This window comes from Streptomyces sp. G-G2 (assembly GCF_030063135.1).
In the GTDB taxonomy this organism is placed as follows: domain Bacteria; phylum Actinomycetota; class Actinomycetes; order Streptomycetales; family Streptomycetaceae; genus Streptomyces.
Window position 1 is genome coordinate 19,674 of sequence record NZ_JASISO010000062.1, and the last position, 17,037, is coordinate 36,710.

The following is a 17,037-nucleotide window of genomic DNA, read 5'->3' on the forward strand; positions in this document are numbered from 1 at the left end:
CGCCGGGCCCGCCCGCGGGCCGCCCCCACCGCCGGGCTCCTCAGCGCAGACCGCGCACCCCGAGGACGTAGACCACCACCACCATGGCCAGCGCCAGGACCACACTCATCCGGCGCAGCATCGACTGCGCTTCCCGCATGTCCTTCGGCGGCTCGTTCTTCGGATCGGACCAGAGCATTCCACGATCCTGCTCCGGGGACGCCGGTGGCGCCTGAGTACGGGTACTCAGGCGCCACCGTCCGTTCGCGTCATCTTCGGCCGCACGGCCTCACGAGGGCCAGTACGTACGCCCCCAGGCCCGCGGCCCCGGCTGCGGCAGCCGCTGCCGGGCCACCCGCGACGGCGCGGCCCACTCGTCCTCGACCCGGGGCGCGTCCGACGGCGCGGACGCCAGCGCCGCCGCACGCGCCTGGACCACCGCCAGTGCGGCGGCCAGCTCCTCGGGGGTCGGATTGCCCTTGACGACCTTGATCACCACAGGAACCTCCTACAGGGGAATGTTGCCGTGCTTCTTCGGCGGGAGCGACTCGCGCTTGCTGCGCAGCTGGCGCAGCCCCTTCACGATGTGCCCCCGGGTCTCCGACGGCATGGTCACCGCGTCGATGTAACCCCGTTCGGCGGCCGTGTACGGGTTGAGGAGCGCGTCCTCGTAGTCGGCGATCAGCTCGGCCCGGGTGGCCTCCTGGTCCTCCGCGGCGGCGATCGTCCGGCGGTGCAGGATGTTCACCGCGCCCTGCGCGCCCATGACCGCGATCTGCGCGGTCGGCCAGGCGAAGTTCAGGTCCGCGCCGAGGTGCTTGGAGCCCATGACGTCGTAGGCGCCGCCGAAGGCCTTGCGGGTGATCACGGTGATGAGGGGGACGGTCGCCTCGGCGTACGCGTAGATCAGCTTCGCGCCGCGCCGGATGATCCCGTTGTACTCCTGGTCCGTGCCCGGAAGGAAGCCCGGTACGTCGACGAAGGTCAGCACCGGCACGTTGAAGGCGTCGCAGGTCCGCACGAAGCGGGCGGCCTTCTCGCTGGCGTTGATGTCGAGGCAGCCAGCGAACTGCATCGGCTGGTTCGCCACGATGCCCACCGGGTGCCCCTCGACCCGGCCGAAGCCGGTGAGGATGTTCGGCGCGAACAGCGACTGGGTCTCCAGGAACTCCCCGTCGTCCAGAACGTGCTCGAGCACGGTGTGCATGTCGTACGGCTGGTTGGCGCTGTCCGGGATCAGCGTGTCCAGCTCGCGGTCCAGGTCCGAGACCTCGGTGTCCGCGTCCTCGGGGAAGGCGGGCGGCTCGGAGAGGTTGTTCGAGGGGAGGTGGGCGAGCAGCGACTTGACGTACTCGATCGCGTCCTTCTCGTCCCCGGCCATGTGGTGGGCCACGCCCGAGACGCTGTTGTGCGTCCGGGCGCCGCCCAGCTCCTCGAAGCCCACGTCCTCGCCGGTGACCGTCTTGATGACGTCCGGGCCCGTGATGAACATGTGCGAGGTCTGGTCGACCATCACCGTGAAGTCGGTGATCGCGGGGGAGTACACGGCGCCGCCCGCGCAGGGCCCGACGACCAGGCTGATCTGCGGGATCACCCCGGAGGCGTGCACGTTGCGGCGGAAGATCTCGCCGTACATGCCGAGCGCGTTCACGCCCTCCTGGATGCGGGCGCCGCCGGAGTCGTTGATGCCGATGACCGGGCAGCCGTTCTTCAGCGCGAAGTCCATCACCTTGATGATCTTCTGCCCGTAGACCTCGCCGAGGGCCCCGCCGAAGACGGTGAAGTCCTGCGAGAACACGGCGACCGGCCGGCCGTCGACGGTGCCGTAGCCGGTCACCACGCCGTCGCCGTAGGGCTTGGTCTGCTCCAGACCGAAGTTCGTCGACCGGTGCCGGGCGAAACCGTCCAGCTCGACGAACGAGCCCTCGTCCAGCAGCAGCTCCACCCGCTCACGAGCCGTCAGCTTGCCCTTGGCGTGCTGCTTCTCCACAGCGCGCGCGGACCCGGCGTGGGTCGCCTCGTCGATCCTGCGCTGCAAATCAGCGAGCTTGCCCGCCGTGGTGTGGATGTCGATCGGCTCTGAGGGTTGAGACATCGGGGTCGCGGCTCCCTGGGAGGTCAACTGCCGTGGTCAATTGATTGACTGCTGCTGGCTACTGGTGCGTAGCGTATCGGCGGGCATGGCGCTCGGCAGTGCGGCGTTTGCCACACCTACTGTGGGTTGCATGACGCCATCAGATGCCTCATCCGGAGCTTCCGCCGGTCGCTGGTCACGGCTCGACCGGCCGCCGCTGTCCGCCGGCGCGCTGCAGCGCGCCCTCGTGGTGCCCGGGGGGCTGTGGACCTCCGTGGAGGTGGCCGGGGCCACCGGGTCCACCAACACCGACCTGTCCGCGCGGGCCGCGAAGCTGCCCGAGGGGGCCGTGCTCGTCGCCGAGGAGCAGACCGCCGGGCGCGGGCGCCTCGACCGGAGCTGGACGGCGCCCGCGCGGTCCGGGCTGTTCTTCTCCGTACTGCTGCGGCCGGGGCCCGACGTGCCGGTCGAGCGGTGGGGGTGGCTGACCCTGCTCGCGGGGGTGGCCACCGCGACCGGGCTGTCCCGGGCCGCCGGGGTGGACACCGCCCTCAAGTGGCCCAACGACCTGCTGGTCACGGTCGACGGCGACGAGCGCAAGACCGGCGGCATCCTCGCCGAGCGCACCGGGGACGCGGTGGTCGTGGGCATCGGGCTGAACGTCTCGCTCACCGAGGACGAGCTGCCCGTGCCGACCGCCGGTTCGCTGCTGCTCGCCAAGGCCACCGTGACCGACCGGGACCCGCTGCTGAAGTCCGTACTGCGCTCCCTGGAGCAGTGGTACGAGCGCTGGCGGGCGGCGGGCGGGGACCCGGCGGCCAGCGGGCTGCAGGAGACGTACGCGGCGGGCTGCGCGACGCTGGGCAGGCACGTACGGGCGGAGCTGCCGGGCGGCCGTCAGCTGACCGGAACGGCCGAAGCGGTGGACGCGGACGGGCGACTGGTGATCCGGACGGCCGAGGACACGCACGAGGCGGTGGGCGCCGGGGACGTCGTACACCTGCGGTCGGTCCATTAGGCGGTGAACAGCTGGTGGAGTGGGGAGTGAGCTACGGCACACCTGCCGTATGGTTTAGGCGATCCCGGTGCTCGCGGTGATCAACCGGTTCGGCAGGGCAGTGCGCACGGAATGGACAGGAGGCGGCCCTTGACCGTCGACGACCCTACGTCCGGCACGCCCGGCGAGTTCGGCGAGCCCGGAGAGTCCGGCGAAAACGGCTCCGGCACGACGAGCGGCCCCGGTACGCCGATCGGCCGCGACCAGCACACTCCCCACCACGAGGTCGACCACACGGCCCAGCCCACGGCGGACCCGCTCGCCATCCGGCTGGAGCAGCTGATCCTGGGCGCCGAGCGCCGGTACACGCCCTTCCAGGCGGCCCGCAGCGCCGGGGTCTCGATGGAGCTGGCGTCCCGGTTCTGGCGGGCCATGGGCTTCGCGGACATCGGTCAGGCCAAGGCGCTCACCGAGGCCGACGTACTGGCCCTGCGCCGCCTCGCCGGCCTGGTGGAGGCCGGGCTGCTCAGCGAGCCGATGGCGGTCCAGGTGGCGCGCTCCACGGGGCAGACCACGGCGCGGCTGGCGGAATGGCAGATCGACTCCTTCCTGGAGGGGCTGACGGAGCCGCCGGAGCCGGGGATGACCCGTACGGAGGTCACGTACCCGCTGGTCGAGCTGCTGCTGCCGGAGCTGGAGGAGTTCCTCGTCTACGTGTGGCGGCGCCAGCTGGCGGCCGCGACCGGGCGGGTGGTGCAGGTCGCCGACGACGAGGAGATGGTCGACCGGCGGCTCGCGGTGGGCTTCGCGGACCTGGTGGGCTTCACCCGGCTGACCCGGCGCCTGGAGGAGGAGGAGCTGGGCGAGCTGGTCGAGGCCTTCGAGACCACGGCCGCGGACCTGGTGGCCGCGCACGGCGGCAGGCTGATCAAGACCCTCGGCGACGAGGTGCTGTACTGCGCCGACGACGCGGCGACGGCGGCGGAGATCGCTCTGCGGCTGATCGAGACGATGGAGCACGACCCGCAGATGCCGGAGCTGCGCGTCGGGATCGCCTTCGGCACGGTGACGACCCGGATGGGCGACGTCTTCGGGACCACCGTGAACCTGGCCTCGCGGCTGACGTCGATAGCGCCCAAGGACGCGGTGCTCGTCGACGGGGCGATGGCCCAGGAGCTGGGCCGCACCGGGGCCTCACCGGTCTCGGAGAAGAAGGCGGCCGAGGCGGAGGCGGAGGCGGGCCCCGACGCGGCCGAGGTGACGTACCGGTTCGCGCTCCAGCCGATGTGGCAGCGGCCGGTGCGCGGACTGGGTGTCGTGGAGCCCTGGTTGCTGACCCGGCGGACACCTAAGATCCCTGGGTAACGTTCGTTAACCAGGAGGGTGTGGGCGCTGTGGACGAGGTCCGGTTCGGGGAGTTCATCGCGGTACGGCGTCACGGGGACGGCGGCGGTGTGGCCGAGCTGGTCCTGGACCGGCCCAAGGCCATGAACGCCGTCTCGGACGCCCTGGCGCGCTCGCTGGGAGCGGCCTGCGCGGCGCTGGCCGCCGATGCCGGGGTCCGGGTCGTCGTCCTCACCTCCACGCACGAGCGGGCCTTCTGCGTGGGCGCCGACCTCAAGGAACGCAACTCGCTCACCGATGCCGAGCTGGCCGCCCGGCGGCCCGCCTCGCGCGGTGCGTACGGGGGCGTGCTCGCCCTCCCGATGCCGACGATCGCGGCGGTGCACGGGTTCGCCCTCGGCGGGGGCTTCGAGCTGGCCCTGTCCTGCGATGTGATCGTGGCCGACGAGACGGCGGTGGTGGGGCTGCCCGAGGTGTCGGTGGGCGTGATCCCGGGCGGCGGCGGTACGCAGCTGCTGCCGCGGCGGGTCGGCGCGGCCCGGGCGGCGGAGCTGATCTTCACGGCGCGGCGGGTGGAGGCGGCGGAGGCCCTGTCGCTGGGCCTGGTCGAGTCCGTCGTCCCGGCGGGCACGGACCGCGAGGCGGCCCTCGCGCTGGCCGCGCGGATGGCGGCGAACTCCCCGGTGGGCCTGCGGGCGGCCAAGCGGGCGCTGCGGCTGGGCCACGGGCTCGACCTGGCGGCCGGGCTGGACGTGGAGGACGCGGCGTGGTGGGGCGTGGCGTTCTCTGCGGACCGGGCGGAGGGGGTGGCGGCGTTCAACGAGAAGCGCAAGCCGGACTGGCCGGGGGCGCGGGCCTGAGTCGCGGCCCGGCCCCTGGCCGGGCCGCGCCCGGGGTCGCTTCTCGGGGCTCCGCCCCGAACCCCGCGCCTCAAACGCCGGCGAGGCTGAAGTTGCCCGGCTGGGCGGGGGTCGGCCCCGCGGGGCTGGATGTGGCCCGAGGGGCCGGCGGGGCTGGGGGTGGCGCAGGGGAGGGGACGGAAAAGGGGGATATTGCCTAGTCTGGGAGGATGGGAGTTGATCGGCGGCTGCGGGCCGTGGTGGGACTCGCGCAGGCCATGGCGGCCGCGCACATGCCGCGCGACTCCGTGCGCGCGGCGGCCCGCGGGGCGCGGCTGGCGATGGACGGTTCCTTCGCCGCCATCTCCGCCTGGGAGCGCGAGCACGGCCGGTTGCGGGTGCTCGTCAACGAGGGGGAGCGCCGGCCGGGCGAGGAGGAGTTCCCCGCGGACGAGTCGTACCCCGTGCACGACTTCCCCGAGATCACCGAGTTCCTCCACGAGCGCTGGGCCGGCGGCGGCGGCCCCCACGCCTGGGTGGAGCACGCGGGCGGCGGCCTCCCCGGCCGTCGCGGCGAGGTGCTCCGCCGCCGGGGCCGCGGTACCTGTGTGGTCGCCCCCATCGTGCTCAGCGGTCGCGCCTGGGGCGAGCTGTACGTCGCCCGGGACGAGGGGCTGCCGGACTTCGACGAGGACGACGCCGAGTTCGCGACCGTACTGGCGGCCGTGGTCGCCGCCGGACTCGCCCAGAACGAACGCCTGGAAGAGGCCCGCGCGCTCGCCTTCACCGACCCCCTCACCGGCCTCGCCAACCGGCGGGCCGTCGACATGCGGCTCGACGAGGCGCTGGAGGAGCACCGCGCCAAGGGCGCCGTGGTCAGCCTGGTCGTGTGCGACCTCAACGGGCTCAAGAAGGTCAACGACACCTTCGGGCACGCCATGGGCGACCGGCTGCTCGAACGCTTCGGGTCGGTGCTGAGCCTGTGCGGGGCCATACTGCCCGGCGCGCTGGTGGCCCGCCTCGGCGGTGACGAGTTCTGCCTGGTGAGCGTGGGTCCGTCGGCCGACGAGGTGGTCCGGGTCACCGAGGAGCTGTGCCTGCGGGCCGCCGAGCTGGAGCTGGGTGAAGGAGTGGCCTGCGGGGTCGCCTCGACCGGCGACGACATCGGTCAGGTGCAGTCCTCGCGGCGGCTGTTCCGGCTCGCGGACGCCGCCCAGTACAAGGCGAAGGCGGCCCGGCTGCCCAAACCGGTGGTGGCCGGGCGGGACACGGCCGTGATGCGCCTCGCCGACACCCCGCCCCCCGGATCCGGCGAACGCCGCCGCTTCCGGGGCCGGTGAAGGGGCCCCGGCCACAGCACTAGTGACATGTTGGGATTCAGTCCGTAGGGTGCTGAATATGGATATGCACACTGTCGTGGTGGGGACGTCGGGGACCACCGCCGAGGACGTCATCGCCGTCGCCCGCCAGGGCGCGCGCGTCGAGCTGTCCGCCGAGGCGGTCGACGCCCTCGCCCGGGCCCGCGCCGTCGTGGACGCCCTCGCCGCCAAGCCCGAGCCCGTCTACGGGGTGTCCACCGGCTTCGGCGCCCTCGCCTCCCGGCACATCAGCCCCGAACTGCGCGCCCAGCTCCAGCGCAACATCGTCCGCTCGCACGCCGCGGGCATGGGCCCGCGCGTCGAGCGCGAGGTGGTCCGCGCCCTGATGTTCCTGCGGCTCAAGACGCTCGCCTCCGGGCACACCGGGGTCCGCCCCGGGGTCGCCCAGACCATGGCCGACGTCCTGAACGCGGGCATCACCCCGGTCGTCCACGAGTACGGCTCGCTCGGCTGCTCCGGCGACCTCGCGCCGCTCTCGCACTGCGCGCTCACCCTCATGGGCGAAGGCGACGCGGAAGGTCCCGACGGGGTGGTCCGCCCCGCCGGGGAGCTGCTCGCCGAGGCCGGGATCACGCCCGTGGAGCTGCGCGAGAAGGAGGGCCTGGCCCTCCTCAACGGCACGGACGGCATGCTCGGCATGCTCGTCATGGCCATCGCCGACCTGAAGAAGCTCTACACCTCGGCCGACATCACCGCCGCGCTCTCGCTGGAGGCGCTGCTCGGCACCGAGAAGGTCCTCGCGCCCGAGCTGCACGCCATCCGCCCGCACCCCGGGCAGGGCGCCTCCGCCGCGAACATGGCGGCCGTACTGAAGGACTCCGGGCTCACCGGGCACTTCCAGGAGGAGTCGGCGCCGCGCGTGCAGGACGCGTACTCCGTGCGCTGCGCCCCGCAGGTCGCGGGCGCCGGACGGGACACGATCACGCACGCCGCCCTGGTCGCCTCGCGCGAGCTGGCCGCCGCCGTCGACAACCCGGTGGTGCTGCCGGACGGGCGCGTGGAGTCCAACGGCAACTTCCACGGGGCGCCCGTGGCCTACGTGCTCGACTTCCTGGCCATCGTCGCCGCCGACCTCGGTTCGATCGCCGAGCGGCGCACCGACCGGCTGCTGGACAAGAACCGCTCGCACGGGCTGCCGCCGTTCCTCGCGGACGACGCCGGTGTGGACTCCGGTCTGATGATCGCCCAGTACACGCAGGCCGCGCTGGTCAGTGAGATGAAGCGGCTCGCCGTACCGGCCTCCGCCGACTCGATCCCGTCCTCCGCGATGCAGGAGGACCACGTCTCCATGGGCTGGTCCGCCGCCCGCAAGCTGCGCACCTCGGTCGACAACCTGACCCGGATCGTCGCCATCGAGCTGTACGCCGCCACCCGGGCCATCGAGCTGCGCCACGGGCTCACCCCCGCCCCGGCCAGCCGGGCCGCGATCGCCGCCGCGCGGGCGGCGGGCGTGCAGGGCCCCGGTCCGGACCGTTTCCTCGCCCCGGACCTGGCCGCGGCGGACGCGTTCATCCGTTCGGGTGCCCTGCTGGAAGCCGTGGAACCGGTGACCGGTCCGCTCGCCTGATCACCCGTACGCACGTCAGGGGCCGCCCCTCGGGGCGGCCCTTCGGCGTGTCAGCGGCCGGTACGGGCCCGGCGCGCGGAGAAGGCCACGAATCCGGCGCCGACCCCCAGGCAGAGCGTGCCGCCCAGCAGGTACGGGCCGGTGTCCGCGCCGCCGGTGTCCGCGAGCAGGAGCGGGGACGCGGTCTCGTCCGCGCTCAGGACCCGGGTGTTCGCGTTGGCGGGCGGGGCCGGGGCCGGATCCGCGGGGGACGGGGAGGCGGCCCCGGCCGACGGGACGAACCAGAGGGCGCCGAGCAGAGTGGTCGCCCCGAGGGCGGTGAGCAGCGGTCGACGTGCGGACACAGTTCGATCCCCCTTGTGGCAGCAGCGAATTGGCCGTGTGGGCAGATGCTAATGAAAGGGGGCGGGTCGTGGGAAACCCGGGGGTTCGCGCCCCTTACCCTCCCTCGTATGAACGCTTCTGATGAATCACGGTACGTACGGCTTCGGGTGGATTTGGTGCTGGAGGTTCCGGATCCGGAGGCCCTCACCGGAGCCGCCCTCGCGCACATCAAGGCCGACGAGTTCATGCCCGAGGAGGAGCGCGGGCACGCGGAGGCGGCCGTCCGGGAGGACGCCGCGGAGGCCTTGGCCTACCTCGTCGACCCCACTGACCTGGTCGCGGAGATCCCCGGGGTGGAGCTGGCGCAGGCTTCCTGGAGCACGGAGCCCGTCGAATACGACCCCGAGTCCATGGAGTGGGACCTCGACGAGGAAGATGGGGACTTCGACGAAGCGGACGACAGCGCCTGACCGTGGGGTTGCCCACATCCGAACGGATCGTGGAACCGAACCGGAACGTTAACGCGTTGTAAGGAAGAGGCAGGCGTCGAGGCAGGGGAGCGCGCTCCCCTGCCCTGCTGATGCTCGGTGTTCCGGCAACGATGGAGTGACCTGTGAGGACGGACAGCAAGCGGCGGAAGAGGGCCCTCGTGGCCGCATCCGCTGTGCTCGGTGGGGTACTGGTGCTCTCGGCGTGCAACGACGGGGGTGGCAAGCCCGCGGGTAACGGCAGCGCGACCAGTAAGTCCCAGGCGGACGTCGACGCGGCGGCGGCGAAGGACACCTCCAAGGCCCGAATAGCCATCGCGCCCAAGGACGGTTCCACCAACGTCGGCCTGAACAACGCCACGGTGGCGGTCAGTGACGGCACGCTTACCAAGGTGGAGCTGAAGACCTCCGAGGGCGCGGCGGTCGACGGCAAGATCGCCGCCGACGGCAAGAGCTGGAAGCCGGAGGGCGCGCTCAAGCGCTCCCAGAAGTACTCCCTGTCCGCGTCCGCGAAGGACGCCGGCGGCAAGGAGGCGCACGAGAACGCCTCCTTCACCACCGTCTCGCCCGAGAACAGCTTCATCGGCTCGTTCACGCCCGAGGAGGGCACGAAGGTCGGCGTGGGCATGCCGGTCTCGATCGACTTCAACAAGCCGATCAAGGACAAGAAGGCCGTCCAGGCCGCGATCAACGTCTCCTCCAGCAGCGGCCAGGAAGTCGTCGGCCACTGGTTCGGTGACCAGCGCCTGGACTTCCGTCCGGACCAGTACTGGAACGCCAACTCCACCATCACGATGAAGATGAAGCTGGACGGCGTCGAAGGCGCCCCCGGCGTGGTCGGCGTACAGGACCGCACCGCGACCTTCCAGATCGGCCGCAGCCAGGTCTCGACCGTCGACGCCAAGACGAAGAAGATGACCGTCACGCGCGACGGCCAGGTCATCAAGACCATCCCGATCTCGGCGGGCTCCCCGGCCAACCCGACGTACAACGGCCAGATGGTGATCTCCGAGAAGTTCAAGGAGACCCGGATGGACGGCGCCACCGTCGGCTTCAAGGACGGCGACGGCAAGGGCGAGTACGACATCAAGGACGTCCCCCACGCCATGCGGCTGTCCAACTCGGGCACCTTCATCCACGGCAACTACTGGGGCGACGACTCCATCTTCGGCAGCGCCAACACCAGCCACGGCTGTGTCGGCCTGAACGACGCCAAGGGCGCCAACGACCCGAACCAGCCCGGCGCGTGGTTCTTCGACAACTCGCTCGTCGGCGACGTGGTCACCGTGGTCAACTCCCCGGACAAGACCATCAAGGCGGACAACGGCCTCAACGGCTGGAACCTGAGCTGGGCGGACTGGAAGGCCGGTTCGGCCACCTGATCCACCGACCCGCGCGGTAGCGGTAGCGGTCCCCGGCGGGGAAGCCTCACGGCTTCCCCGCCGTTCGTGTTCTCATACGACTCTTATCCGCCACTTACTCCGCCATCACGGCCGGTGCCTGGCTTCGGGCCATGTTCTTCACCTACCTCCGGCGCGAGTTGCGCCGCCGCAGGAAGGCGGCGCTCGTCGTCGCCTCGGGGCTCGCGCTGGGCATCGCACTCGTCATCGTCGTGACCTCCGTGTCCGCGGGCATGGGGCGGGCGCAGGCCAAGGTCCTCCAGTCCCTCTACGGCCTCGGCACGGACATGACCGTCACCAAGGCCCAGGCCCCGGCGGGCGAGGACGGCCAGCCGCAGCGCCCGCGCTTCAAGTTCGACGCCAAGGACGGCGCCGACGGCGCCACCGGCACCGACCAGAGCCACGACATCGTGATGCCGCAGGGCTTCCAGACCCTCGACGCCGCCACCGTCGGCAAGGTCTCCGGCCAGCACGGGGTCGCCGACGCCGTGGGCGGGCTCAGCCTCCAGGTGATGAAGGTCAACGGGCAGTTCCGGCGCGGCGAGTTCAAGCGCACCGAGGGCGCCACCGGCCAGGGCGCGGCCCAGGGCGGCACGCAGGGCGGCCGCACCGGCGGCGGTGCGGGCGGCGGCGCGGGCGGCGGCGCGGGCGGTTCCGTACAGGGCGGCGGCGCCGACTTCGACGTCAACTCCTTCAGCGTCTACGGCACCGACGAGCGGGCGGCCGAGGCCCTGGACTCCGTCGGGCTGGCCGAGCGCCGCGGCCACCTGCCGGGCGAGCTGTCCGGCGGGCAGCAGCAGCGCGTCGCCATCGCGCGGGCCCTGGTGAAGAAGCCGAAGGTGCTGCTCGCCGACGAGTCGACCGGCAACCTCGACGAGTCCATGCGGGACGAGGTGATGGAGCTGCTGGAGGGGCTGTGGAAGGAGCACGGCCTGACCTTCGTGATGGTCACCCACGACAGCGCGCTCGCCAAGCGGGCGCCGAGGGTGGCGACGATCCGGCGGGGCCGGGTCACGATCACCGAGAACGTCTGAGCCGGGCGGGCGGAAAAGGCTTCGCGGGGCGCCGAGGGCCCGGACCACGGTCACCGGATGACCGAACCCGCGCCCGGCCTGGTCGAGGTGACCGGGCAGCTGCGGGTGCCCTCGGTCCGGGGCCGTTGCCTGCACTGGGCGATAGCCGGGGATGACGGCGAACTCGACGCCGTCGCGCGCCTGTTGCTCTTCACCGACGAGGGCAATACGCACGGCTCCTACCTGGACGTCCTCGCCGTCCGCCCCGCCGCCCGCCGTCGCGGGCTCGGCCGGGCGCTGTGGGAGCGGGTCCGGGTCGAACTCCTCGCGCAGGACCGTACGTCACTGGCCACGACCCTCGGACTCGGCACCCCCGCCGAGGAGTTCGCCCGTACGCTCGGCTTCGAGAACGTACTCCCGATGGCCTGGCACGTGCAGCGGGTCCCCGCCGCCGGTACGGTCGGACCGCCGCGGCCCGCCCCCGGCTACCGCCTCCTCAGCTGGAGCGGGGAGACCCCCGACGAGTGCGCCGAGGACTCGGCCGTGGCGCACGGCGCGATGGAGGACGCCCCGACGGGCGACCTGGACGAGCGGGCGCCGACCTGGACCGCGGAGCGGGTGCGCGCGGCGCAGCGGCTGATCGAGGACCGGGGCGGGCGGATCCTGTCCGTGGCCGCGCTGACCGCTTCCGGCGAGATGGCGGCGTACACGGAACTGGTCCTCGCCGACCCGGCCGGCACCAGGGCGCTGCAGTACGACACCGCCGTCCTCCCCGCCCACCGGGGCCGCGGCCTGGGGAGCCTGGTCAAGCGCCGGATGCTGGCCGACGCGTCCGTCGCCTACCCGCGGCTGCGGGAGATCGTGACGACGGTCGCCGACGAGAACGGGCCGATGCGCGCGGTGAACGAGGCGCTGGGCTACCGGCGCGAGCGGGACGTGGCCCTGTTCCAGCTCACGCTTTAGCCGAGGGGGACGCCGAGCCGGACGGGGCCGCCCCGGGCGCGGCCGCCTCCCACGAGCCGAGCAGCCGCAGCGCGTCCGCCGACGCCGATCCGGGCTCGGCGTGGAAGACGACCAGCGACTGCTCCGGATTGTCGGGGAAGCCCAGGGTCTCGAAGGACAGGGTGAGCGCGCCCACGAGCGGGTGGCGCAGCTGCTTCGCGCCGTGGGCCTTGTTCGCCACGGTGTGCTCCGCCCACAGCTGGCGGAACTCCGCGTTCTTCACGGACAGCTCGCCGACCAGCGCGGACAGCTGAGGGTCGTCGGGGTACTGCCCCGCGTACAGCCGCAGGTTGCTGACCACCTCGCACGCCCGGCACTCCCAGTCGCCGTACAGCTCGGCGGCCGCCGGATCCAGGAACACCAGGCGCACCAGATTGCGCTCCTGCGGCGGCAGTGCGCCGAAGTCCCCGAAGACGGCCCGCGCCATCCGGTTCCAGCCGACGACGTCCTGGCGCCGCCCGACGATGTAGGCCGGTACGCCGTCCAGCGCGTCCAGCATGGTCAGCAGTTCCGGCCGCACCTTCTCGGGGCGGTGGCTCTGGCTCTGGCGGCGCTTGCGGGCCTTGGGCTGGGCCAGGTGCGTCAGGTGCGTGTACTGGGTGTCGTCCAGGCGCAGGGCGCGGGCGAGGGCGTCCAGGACCTCCGCCGACACGTTCTGGCCCTGGCCCTGCTCCAGCCGCGTGTAGTAGGCGACCGAGACCCCGGCCAGCTGGGCCAGCTCCTCGCGGCGCAGCCCCGGGACGCGGCGGTGGCGCCCGTAATCGGGCAGGCCGACGTCTTCCGGGAGCAGCCGGGCGCGGCAGGAGCGGAGGAACTCGCCGAGCTCGGTCCGCTGGTTGGACTGGTCCATCCCTCCAGTATCCCCGGGGCCCGCGGGCGGCGCGGCCGTCTTCCTGACCCCGCCAGGGGTAGGTCCGCCAGTCCTATCCTCGTCAGGGGGCTGGGTGGGCGGGCGGGTACGGGGCATCGTTTCTTCCAGTACCGCGCACCGCGCACTGCCGCACGCGTCCCCTCATGCCGCGTGCTTTCCCAAGGAGCCCTCCCGTGCCGAACCCCGCCACCGCCACCGTCGCCGTCCCCACCCGGGTCGCCGCCTACGCCGTGCCCGCCCCCAAGGCCCCGCTGGAGCGCACCACCGTCCCGCGCCGCCCGGTCGGCGAGCACGACGTCCTCATCGAGATCAAGTACGCCGGCATCTGCCACTCGGACATCCACCAGGCCAACGAAGGCTGGGGCGAGGGCATCTTCCCGATGGTCCCGGGCCACGAGATCGCGGGCATCGTGACCGCGGCCGGACCCGGGGTCACCAAGTTCGCCCTCGGTGACCGGGTGGGCGTCGGGTGCTTCGTCGACTCCTGCGGCGAGTGCGTCAACTGCGTACAGGGCCAGGACCAGTTCTGCGTGAAGGGCGCCACCAGCACGTACAACGCGAAGGGCGCCGACGGCGAGCCGACGTACGGCGGCTACTCCACGCACATCGTGGTCGACGAGAGCCACACCCTGCGCATCCCGGACGGCATCGCCCTCGACGTGGCCGCGCCGCTGTTGTGCGCGGGCATCACCCTGTACTCGCCGCTCAAGCGCTGGGGCGCGGGCCCCGGCAAGAAGGTCGCCATCGTCGGCCTGGGCGGCCTCGGGCACATGGGCGTCAAGATCGCCGCGGCGCTCGGCGCCGAGGTGACAGTGTTGTCGCAGACCCTGCGCAAGCAGGCGGACGCGCGGGAGCTGGGCGCCGCGCACTTCCACGCCACGAACGACCCCGCGACCTTCACGGAGCTGGCGGGCTCCTTCGACCTGATCGTCTCGACGGTGTCGGCGCCGCTGGACCTGGGCGCGTACCTGGGGCTGCTGAAGGTCGAGGGCGCGCTGGTGAACGTGGGCGCGCCCGAGGAGCCGGTCTCGCTGAACCTGTTCTCCGTCATCGGCGGCAACAAGACGCTCGCCGGTTCGATGATCGGCGGGATCCCGCAGACCCAGGAGATGCTGGACTTCTGCGCCGAGCACGGCCTGGGCGCGGAGATCGAGCTGATCCGGGCCGACGAGATCAACGAGGCGTACGCGCGGGTCCTGGCGAGCGACGTCCGCTACCGGTTCGTCATCGACACGTCCACGATCTGAGGCGCCCGTGATCCGGGGCGTCCGCGATCCGGGGCGTCCGCGATCCGAGATCGTAGATCGACGGGCGGGGTCCCGGAAGCTGGGAGAGGATGTCCTCAATGCCCCTTTCAGTCGGGGCAGTCGAGGATGTGATTGACCGTGGTACTGCAGTGGATCGACGCGGGGGACGACCTTCCGGAGAACGGTTCGGGAGTGTTGGGAGCGGTGTCCGGCCGCTACGCGAAGGGTCCGGGATCGGCCTTCTGGGTGGTGCTGCCGATGAGTTTCCTGACGCGCCACGTGCGCGGCACGGACGGCAGGGAGTTCCGCGACTGCTTCGTGGACCGGGGCTCGGTGATCCGCTTCCCGTACGCCGCCCCGGACCGGGAGGGCGTCACCCACTGGGCCTACCTCCCGCCCCTTCCGGGCGCCGCCCGCAACCACCTGGTGGGCCACACGGTGGCCCCCGCGCTCCAGGCGGCCTTCGGCCTCCTGTGAGGGCCGCCCGCGCGAGCCCGGGGGCGCCGACCCGGCATGCGGCCGGTTCAGCGTGGCCGCAGCCCGTCGAAGACCACCTCGAAGATCCGTTCTCGGGCCGACGCGTCGTTCGCGAGGTGCTCCATCGTCGTGCTGGTGCCGGCCAGCAGGGCGATCAGCTCCGGCAGGCCCAGGTCCGGGCGGACCGCCCGGACCTGCTGCGCCCTGGCCAGAAGGCCGGCGAGTTGCGCCTGGATCACCGCGCTGGACTCCTGCAGGGGCGCGTGCGCGTCCACGCCGGCCGCGGCGAGTGCGCGGGTGAACTCGCCCTTGCCCGCGGACTGGTCGACCACCAGGCGGAAGCAGCCGAAGAAGGCGTCGGAGGGCCCGGCCTCGGCGGCCAGCCGCGCGGTCTGCGCCGCGATCGTCTCCAGCCTGCGCACCATCACCGCCCCCAGCAGTGCTTCCTTGGTCGGGAAGTGACGGAAGAGCGTGCCGACCCCGACGCCGGCGGCCCGGGCGATCTCCTCCGTCGGCACGTCGACGCCGCGGGTGGTGAACACCTCCGTGGCGACGTCCAGCAGCCTGGCCCGGTTGCGGGCCGCGTCCGCCCGCAGCGGGCGTTCCTGAGCGCTGCTCACCCCGTCCTGCCTTTCCCTGCCGATGGCAGAGCCGCACTGGACAACCGGAGTGGCTAGTCCGTATCGTTTGAAACCTGAGTCGCTAGTCCGATTCTAGCGACGCATCCTGCTGGGGGTCGACCATGTCCGAAGCGCTGTCACCGCGTGAGGTCTTCCAGAAGCTGCTCGACGGCATCGCCACGGGGCGGTTCTCGGAGCTGGCCGAGCTCTACGCCGAGGACGCCGTGGTGGAGACCGCCTTCGAGCCGGTCGGGCCGCGCCGCATCGAGGGGCGGGCCGCACTCAGGGAGCGGTTCGCGGCGGTCTCCGCGGGCTCGCCCATGGAGCTGACCCCGGTGAACGTGGTGATCCGGGAGACCGACGACCCGGAGGTGGTCGTCGCCGAGTGGGACTACCGGGTGCACCACCGGGTGACCGGGCGGACCTTCGAGGCCGCCAACATCCAGGTGCTGCGGGCCCGCGACGGCCTGATCGTCAGCAGCAGGGATTACCACGACCACCTGGCCCTCGTCGTGGCCGGCGGCGGCCTGCCGCACCTGGTGGCGGCGCTGGACGGCAAGTAGCGCGAGTGCGGGGCCGCGGGCCGGCCCCCGAGGGGCGCGGCCCGCGGCGCGCTCCGCCGACGGGCGGTGCCTCCCGTTCGTCGGCCTTCGCCCCGGTCACAGCACTACCTTCGCCCCGGTCACAGCACTAGGTGTCCGTCGGCGGGGTCTCGGCGACGCCGATCGGGCAGGAGACGCCCGTGCCGCCGATGCCGCAGTAGCCCGCCGGGTTCTTGTCGAGGTACTGCTGGTGGTACGGCTCCGCGGGCCAGAACGGGCGGTCCGCGGCCGGGAGGACCGCCGTGGTGATCGCGCCGTAGCGGGCGGCGCTCAGGACCTGCTGGTAGGCGTCGCGAGAGGCTTCCGCGACGGCCTGGAGGGCGGGGGAGTGGGTGTAGGCCGCCGAGCGGTACTGGGTACCCACGTCATTGCCCTGGCGGAAGCCCTGCGTGGGGTCGTGGCTCTCCCAGAACACCTTCAGCAGGGCCTCGTACGGCAGCACGGCCGGGTCGAACACGACGCGGACGACCTCGGTGTGGCCCGTACCGCCCGAGCAGACCTCCTCGTACGACGGGTTCTCCGTGGAGCCGCCCTGGTAGCCGACCAGGGTGGTCCACACGCCCGGGGTCTGCCAGAAGATGCGCTCGGCGCCCCAGAAACAGCCCAGCCCGAAGTCCGCGACCTGGAGGTGGGCCGGGTAGGGCCCGGCCAGCGGGTTGCCGAGGACCGTGTGACGGGACGGCAGGTCGAACTGGGGGGTGGGCCGGCCCTTGAGGGCCTGCTCGGGGGTGGGGAGTTCGGGGGTACGGCGGTAGCTGAACACAGGTGCCTCCTCGGCGGGGTCGCACAGTGCACAACGGGGGAGGGGGGGGCC

The 17,037-nt window shown here is 72.5% G+C and carries 18 protein-coding genes and 1 pseudogene; 12 read left to right on the plus strand and 7 right to left on the minus strand.

Annotation, left to right across the window (positions count from 1 at the left end):
* Positions 1 to 40: 40 nt before the first annotated feature.
* The 3 genes from mmpB to QMF80_RS33820 all read right to left on the minus strand — a co-directional run bounded on the left by mmpB (position 41) and on the right by QMF80_RS33820 (position 2,074).
* Positions 41 to 178, minus strand: coding sequence for a morphogenic membrane protein MmpB (gene mmpB / locus QMF80_RS33810; protein ID WP_283460519.1), 138 nt, complete (start codon positions 176 to 178; stop codon positions 41 to 43).
* Positions 179 to 268: 90 nt separating this feature from the next.
* Positions 269 to 478, minus strand: a complete 210-nt coding sequence (locus QMF80_RS33815) for an acyl-CoA carboxylase epsilon subunit (protein WP_283460521.1) — start codon at positions 476 to 478, stop codon at positions 269 to 271.
* Positions 479 to 487: 9 nt separating this feature from the next.
* Positions 488 to 2,074, minus strand: a complete 1,587-nt coding sequence (locus QMF80_RS33820; protein ID WP_283460522.1) for an acyl-CoA carboxylase subunit beta — start codon at positions 2,072 to 2,074, stop codon at positions 488 to 490.
* 130 nt (positions 2,075 to 2,204) lie between these two features.
* On the opposite strand from QMF80_RS33820, the gene QMF80_RS33825 reads away from it, so the two are divergent.
* The 5 genes from QMF80_RS33825 to hutH all read left to right on the plus strand — a co-directional run bounded on the left by QMF80_RS33825 (position 2,205) and on the right by hutH (position 8,179).
* Positions 2,205 to 3,071 carry a biotin--[acetyl-CoA-carboxylase] ligase gene (locus QMF80_RS33825; protein ID WP_283460524.1) on the plus strand — a complete coding sequence of 289 codons (867 nt, stop codon included), beginning with the start codon at positions 2,205 to 2,207 and terminating at the stop codon, positions 3,069 to 3,071.
* Between the two features lie 129 nt (positions 3,072 to 3,200).
* Positions 3,201 to 4,415 (plus strand): adenylate/guanylate cyclase domain-containing protein, encoded by a 1,215-nt coding sequence (locus QMF80_RS33830; RefSeq protein WP_283460526.1) that lies wholly within the window; start codon positions 3,201 to 3,203, stop codon positions 4,413 to 4,415.
* 29 nt (positions 4,416 to 4,444) lie between these two features.
* Positions 4,445 to 5,254, plus strand: coding sequence for an enoyl-CoA hydratase-related protein (locus QMF80_RS33835; RefSeq protein ID WP_283460547.1), 810 nt, complete (start codon positions 4,445 to 4,447; stop codon positions 5,252 to 5,254).
* A 209-nt stretch (positions 5,255 to 5,463) separates the two neighbouring features.
* Entirely contained in the window at positions 5,464 to 6,573 is a 1,110-nt protein-coding gene (locus tag QMF80_RS33840; protein WP_283460528.1) for a GGDEF domain-containing protein, read from the plus strand.
* Positions 6,574 to 6,637: 64 nt separating this feature from the next.
* Positions 6,638 to 8,179 carry a histidine ammonia-lyase gene (gene hutH / locus QMF80_RS33845; RefSeq protein WP_283460549.1) on the plus strand — a complete coding sequence of 514 codons (1,542 nt, stop codon included), beginning with the start codon at positions 6,638 to 6,640 and terminating at the stop codon, positions 8,177 to 8,179.
* A gap of 50 nt (positions 8,180 to 8,229) precedes the next feature.
* Here the strand turns inward: hutH and QMF80_RS33850 are convergent, their stop codons facing one another.
* Positions 8,230 to 8,523 carry a hypothetical protein gene (locus tag QMF80_RS33850; RefSeq protein WP_283460530.1) on the minus strand — a complete coding sequence of 98 codons (294 nt, stop codon included), beginning with the start codon at positions 8,521 to 8,523 and terminating at the stop codon, positions 8,230 to 8,232.
* Between the two features lie 108 nt (positions 8,524 to 8,631).
* Between QMF80_RS33850 and QMF80_RS33855 the strand changes: the two genes are divergently transcribed.
* The 4 genes and pseudogenes from QMF80_RS33855 (at position 8,632) to QMF80_RS33870 (ending at position 12,367) form a co-directional block, all read left to right on the plus strand.
* Positions 8,632 to 8,973, plus strand: coding sequence for a hypothetical protein (locus QMF80_RS33855; RefSeq protein ID WP_283460531.1), 342 nt, complete (start codon positions 8,632 to 8,634; stop codon positions 8,971 to 8,973).
* A 143-nt stretch (positions 8,974 to 9,116) separates the two neighbouring features.
* On the plus strand, positions 9,117 to 10,373 hold the full coding sequence (locus tag QMF80_RS33860; RefSeq protein WP_283460533.1) for a L,D-transpeptidase: 1,257 nt from the start codon (positions 9,117 to 9,119) through the stop codon (positions 10,371 to 10,373).
* A gap of 731 nt (positions 10,374 to 11,104) precedes the next feature.
* Positions 11,105 to 11,425: pseudogene (locus QMF80_RS38185) on the plus strand (ABC transporter ATP-binding protein); the annotation flags it as partial.
* A 57-nt stretch (positions 11,426 to 11,482) separates the two neighbouring features.
* Positions 11,483 to 12,367 (plus strand): GNAT family N-acetyltransferase, encoded by an 885-nt coding sequence (locus QMF80_RS33870; protein ID WP_283460535.1) that lies wholly within the window; start codon positions 11,483 to 11,485, stop codon positions 12,365 to 12,367.
* On the opposite strand, the gene QMF80_RS33875 is transcribed toward QMF80_RS33870, so the two are convergent.
* Positions 12,357 to 13,256: a helix-turn-helix domain-containing protein gene (locus QMF80_RS33875; protein WP_283460537.1), complete on the minus strand. Its 900-nt coding sequence runs from the start codon at positions 13,254 to 13,256 to the stop codon at positions 12,357 to 12,359. The genes QMF80_RS33870 and QMF80_RS33875 overlap by 11 nt on opposite strands.
* 194 nt (positions 13,257 to 13,450) lie before the next feature.
* On the opposite strand from QMF80_RS33875, the gene QMF80_RS33880 reads away from it, so the two are divergent.
* Positions 13,451 to 14,524 carry an NAD(P)-dependent alcohol dehydrogenase gene (locus QMF80_RS33880; RefSeq protein WP_283460539.1) on the plus strand — a complete coding sequence of 358 codons (1,074 nt, stop codon included), beginning with the start codon at positions 13,451 to 13,453 and terminating at the stop codon, positions 14,522 to 14,524.
* Between the two features lie 138 nt (positions 14,525 to 14,662).
* Entirely contained in the window at positions 14,663 to 15,001 is a 339-nt protein-coding gene (locus tag QMF80_RS33885) for an AQJ64_40280 family protein (RefSeq protein ID WP_283460550.1), read from the plus strand.
* A 47-nt stretch (positions 15,002 to 15,048) separates the two neighbouring features.
* Here QMF80_RS33885 and QMF80_RS33890 read toward each other — a convergent pair whose 3' ends face one another.
* Positions 15,049 to 15,621 carry a TetR/AcrR family transcriptional regulator gene (locus QMF80_RS33890; RefSeq protein WP_283460541.1) on the minus strand — a complete coding sequence of 191 codons (573 nt, stop codon included), beginning with the start codon at positions 15,619 to 15,621 and terminating at the stop codon, positions 15,049 to 15,051.
* A 122-nt stretch (positions 15,622 to 15,743) separates the two neighbouring features.
* Here QMF80_RS33890 and QMF80_RS33895 point away from each other — a divergent pair, with 122 nt between their 5' ends.
* A complete protein-coding gene (locus tag QMF80_RS33895) occupies positions 15,744 to 16,184 on the plus strand; it encodes a nuclear transport factor 2 family protein (protein ID WP_283460543.1) in 441 nt (146 codons plus the stop codon).
* 127 nt (positions 16,185 to 16,311) lie between these two features.
* On the opposite strand, the gene msrA is transcribed toward QMF80_RS33895, so the two are convergent.
* A complete protein-coding gene (gene msrA / locus QMF80_RS33900; RefSeq protein WP_283460552.1) occupies positions 16,312 to 16,986 on the minus strand; it encodes a peptide-methionine (S)-S-oxide reductase MsrA in 675 nt (224 codons plus the stop codon).
* Positions 16,987 to 17,037: the final 51 nt, after the last annotated feature.